This window comes from Sporichthya sp. (genome assembly GCF_013815995.1).
Classification (GTDB): Bacteria; Actinomycetota; Actinomycetes; order Sporichthyales; family Sporichthyaceae; genus Sporichthya.
Map to the genome: position 1 here is coordinate 1 of NZ_JACDFE010000322.1, position 3716 is coordinate 3716.

The following is a 3716-nucleotide window of genomic DNA, read 5'->3' on the forward strand; positions in this document are numbered from 1 at the left end:
GGCGTCGGCGCCGGCCCGGGCGGCCTGTTCCGCGGTGGCGGTGGCGTCCTGACGTGCAGCCAGCGCGAAGCCGCCGTCGACCACCAGCCCGCCCATGGCGAGCAGGGCGGCCGTGATCACGACGACGAAGGGGGTGATGCTGCCCTCGTCCGACCTCCGAGCGGCGCGCCCCGCGCGAGGCCCCCGGGAATCGGGGTCACAGCCCGGGCGGCCGCTGCGTTCGCGACGAGGTGGGCGGTCAGGCGAGGTCATCAGCGTGTGGGAAGTGCCGCGGGTTCGCGTTCGTGCCCTGGTGCGTCCGATGGGCGTTTCCACAAGGTCACTTCCCCTCTCCTGTTTCAGACTGAGGCTTGAGATTTGGTCAGGATTCATGAATGATTGCTGCGAATACCGGCGGATCATCATGGATCGGGGACTGACGTGTCGGGTGGCCTCGCTGTCGTCCGATCGTTGGGCGCGGCGCGCCGGTCGCTGACGCCCGCCGAGATCGACGACTTCGAGCAAGAACTGATCGACCAGTGGTGCCTGGCGCTGGCAGCGACCGGGGCGGTGGACTCCACGGTGTTGCAGGAACGGGCCGCGATCTTCGAGTTCGCACGGTTCGTCGCCCGCCACGTGTGGACCGCGCTGCCGCAAGACGCCGACCGCTGGCTGGGGTCGTTGCGTCAGCGGGGCCAAGCGGTCAGCACGGTGCGGGGCAAGGCGGGTTCGGTTGCGAGGTTCTTCGGCTTCCTTGACTTCCGCTACCAAGGCGACATCCACGCCCTGACCGGTGTCGTGGTCGGCCAGCCGATCGATGAGTTCAATCGTCCGGCGAAGACCGACTACGGCGCCGGTCGAGTACCGCCGCCGAGCGAGGACGTCGAGCGGCTCTTCACCGGATGGCGCGCCTCGTTGCCGGAGGCCCGCAAGTACCTGCCCGCGGCTCGCGACTACGTGGTCGCCTCGCTGTGGCGTCGAGTGGGCCTGCGGATCAACGAGACCGCGATGCTGGACATCCGTGACTGGCGTCCCGACCTGGGCCCCTCGGGCAAGCTGCACGTCCGGTTCGGGAAGGGCTCGAACGGGCGTGGCCCCAAGACCCGGCTCGTGCCCGGCATCAACGCCACCGACGCCCTGCTGAGCTGGTGGCTGACCGACGTGCGCCACCAGTTCGGCGATGACTGGGAGAACCCCGACGCGCCGCTGTTCCCCAGCGAACGCCGCGACCCCGACACCGGGCGCTGCACCCGAGTCGGCACCGAAGCGTTGCGGCGCGGCCTCGCCAGCGCCACCGTGCGCTGGCTGCCGGACTGGGACGGCCACCTGACCCCACACGGTCTGCGGCACTACTGCGCGTCCTCGCTCTATGAGCAGGGCGTCGGGCTCAAAGCCATCCAGGAACTTCTCGGGCACTCGTGGCTCACGACCACCACCCTCTACGTCCACGTCAGCGACGACCACATCGAACGTTCCTGGAACCAGGCCAACCAGCGGACCACCAGCCGGCTGATCGCAGTGGAGGAGTGAACTGATGCAGTGGAACCTGCGGATGAAGGCGGCCGAACGAGGGATCTGGAAATCGGTCGAGCTACGACGCCTGCTCGCCGAAGCCGGCCTGGACATCAGCGCCGGGAAGATGTCGATGCTCTGGACCACCACCCCGACCACGATCCGGCTCGAGGACCTCGACGTCATCTGCGCCGTCTTGGAATGCACCCCAGCCGAGCTGCTCATCACCGACCCGGCGGCGGTCACCGCTCGCCGGCAAGCCGCCGCAGCGGCCGTCGGTGAGGTCGGCGACCCCGCCTCCGGGAAACAGGCCGCGACGCGATCGGCGAAGCCCACCCCTCGACTGGGACGCAACCGGACGCTGCCCCCGGCATGACCGCCGCGACCGGGAAGGGCCGGCGCCTGACCCGATGCACCGTCTGCGGCACCACTCCGGTCGCGATGCGGCAGGTCGCCTACTGCTTCGCGTGCTGGCCCGGCGGACCGGTCATCCCGCCGCCGTGTCTGACCTGCGGCTCGCACCAGGGCTACTACGCGGCCGGGCTGTGCATCCGCTGCCACCCCTGGGGTGACCCCGGCCCTGACTCCTGCCGCGACTGTCTGGCCTGGGGAGCCCGCCGCACCAACAAGTGGCTGTGCATCGGCTGCGTGCACTGGCGGGTGAAGTACTCCAATCCCAGCAGCGGCGGCCGGGTCGGGCCCTGCACCAGCTGCCGCAGGGCCCTGGTGCGCGGCGCGCGCGGTGTGTGCCGCCTGTGCCACAAACAGGCCACGTACCTGCGCGAGCCATCCCGGCCCTTCGACGCCACCGCGGCGAACGAGCACGGCCAGCAACTCTTCCTCGCCGACATGTTTACCCGAGGAAAGACCGCGACCGCGACCGGCAACATTCAGCAAGCTCGCAAGCCGCTGCCGCTCATACCGCACTGTCTGACTCTCCGTCAGGAACAGCTCACTCTGTTCACCATGAAGCCCGACCTGGTCGCCCACGGCCGGGCCGGCCTGCACCAGCGCGCTCACCCCGACGATGCCGCGGGGCTGGAAGCCATCGCCCACCAGGTCGCCGAGTCGAACAAGTGGAGTGTGCGCCAACGCAACGACGCCATCATCGGAACCAAGATCATGCTCGGCATCCAGGCCGGCGGCCAGGCCCCAGTTCACGCCAGCGAGGTCGAAGCCCTGCGCGACATCGACCTGTGCGTGTGGACCGTGATCGAGGTCCTCGCCGCCGCCGGGGCCCTGATCGAGGACCGTGCCCCCGCCATCGATTCCTGGTTGGTCGAACGCCTCGACGGGCTGCCCGAGTCGATGGTCGAGGAGTTGCAGACCTGGTTCGAGGTCATGAAGAACGGCACCAAGACCCCGCCGCGACGACGCCCACGCAGCCACCAGACCATCACCCTGCACCTGAGCTGGGCCCTGCCGATCCTGCGGCAATGGGCAGCCGCAGGGCACGGCAGCCTGCGGGAGATCAGCAAGGAACACGTACTCGATGCCCTCCCCGCCGCCGGTGCGGAGCGGGCCCGGGCCGGGCAGGGCCTCAAGTCGATCTTCCGACTCCTCAAGGCCCGCAAGGTCCTCTTCCTCGACCCCACCGCCCGCCTCAAGACCGGGGAGCATCCGAGCAACCAGCCGCTCCCGCTGGACCCGGACCGCATCTCCCACATCCGCGAACTGCTCTTTGCCGAAGACCCCGCAACCGCCCTGGTCGTCGCGCTGATCGCCTTCCACGGCATCCGGATGGGCCAGCTCCAGCGCATCGCGCTCACCGACATCATCGACGGCCGCCTCACCGTGGACGGCCGTGTCATCCCGCTCGCCGATCCCGTCCGCGAGCGACTCGGCGACTGGCTCGACCATCGCGGCTCCAGATGGCCCGACACCACCAACGGCTACCTCTTCATCAACCGGCGCAGCGTTTACCGCGGCTGCACCGTCGGCGCCCGCTGGCTTCGCCTGGCCATCGGCCCCACGCTCACCCCCCGCGAGCTGCGCGAAGACCGAATCCTCGCCGAAGTCCACGCCAACGGCGGCGATGTCCGCGCCATCGCGGACCTGTTCGGCCTGAGCATCAACGCCTCCAGCCGCTACGCCTACACCCTCGAACACGACGACCTCGTCGCCAGTTCGCGAACCCACGACACCACCTAGACTCAGCCTCACGGGCTCACCCTCGAGTTCCCAGCTGGCAGAGCGTCAGAATTCGTGAACCCGTCAGAAATCCC

At 69.3% G+C, this 3716-nt stretch carries 4 protein-coding genes; 3 read left to right on the plus strand and 1 reads right to left on the minus strand.

What is annotated here, in order from left to right:
- A partial coding sequence (locus H0X00_RS24035; RefSeq protein WP_367186737.1) for a Tad domain-containing protein occupies positions 1-405 on the minus strand: 405 nt, incomplete at its 3' end.
- A gap of 15 nt (positions 406-420) precedes the next feature.
- Here H0X00_RS24035 and H0X00_RS22535 point away from each other — a divergent pair.
- From H0X00_RS22535 to H0X00_RS22545, 3 genes are read left to right on the plus strand one after another with little or no spacing between them, the layout of a single operon-like run.
- Positions 421-1509: a tyrosine-type recombinase/integrase gene (locus tag H0X00_RS22535; RefSeq protein WP_367186738.1), complete on the plus strand. Its 1089-nt coding sequence runs from the start codon at positions 421-423 to the stop codon at positions 1507-1509.
- A 4-nt stretch (positions 1510-1513) separates the two neighbouring features.
- Positions 1514-1867, plus strand: a complete 354-nt coding sequence (locus H0X00_RS22540; RefSeq protein ID WP_293775019.1) for a helix-turn-helix transcriptional regulator — start codon at positions 1514-1516, stop codon at positions 1865-1867.
- Positions 1864-3642: a hypothetical protein gene (locus H0X00_RS22545; RefSeq protein ID WP_293775021.1), complete on the plus strand. Its 1779-nt coding sequence runs from the start codon at positions 1864-1866 to the stop codon at positions 3640-3642. Before H0X00_RS22540 ends, H0X00_RS22545 begins: the two co-directional genes overlap by 4 nt.
- The last annotated feature ends 74 nt before the right edge of the window (positions 3643-3716 follow it).

Coding starts and splice junctions, on each gene's coding strand:
- H0X00_RS22540 (WP_293775019.1), top strand. CDS start 1,514: ATGCAGTGGAACCTGCGGATGAAGGCGGCCGAACGAGGGATCTGGAAA.
- H0X00_RS22545 (WP_293775021.1), top strand. CDS start 1,864: ATGACCGCCGCGACCGGGAAGGGCCGGCGCCTGACCCGATGCACCGTC.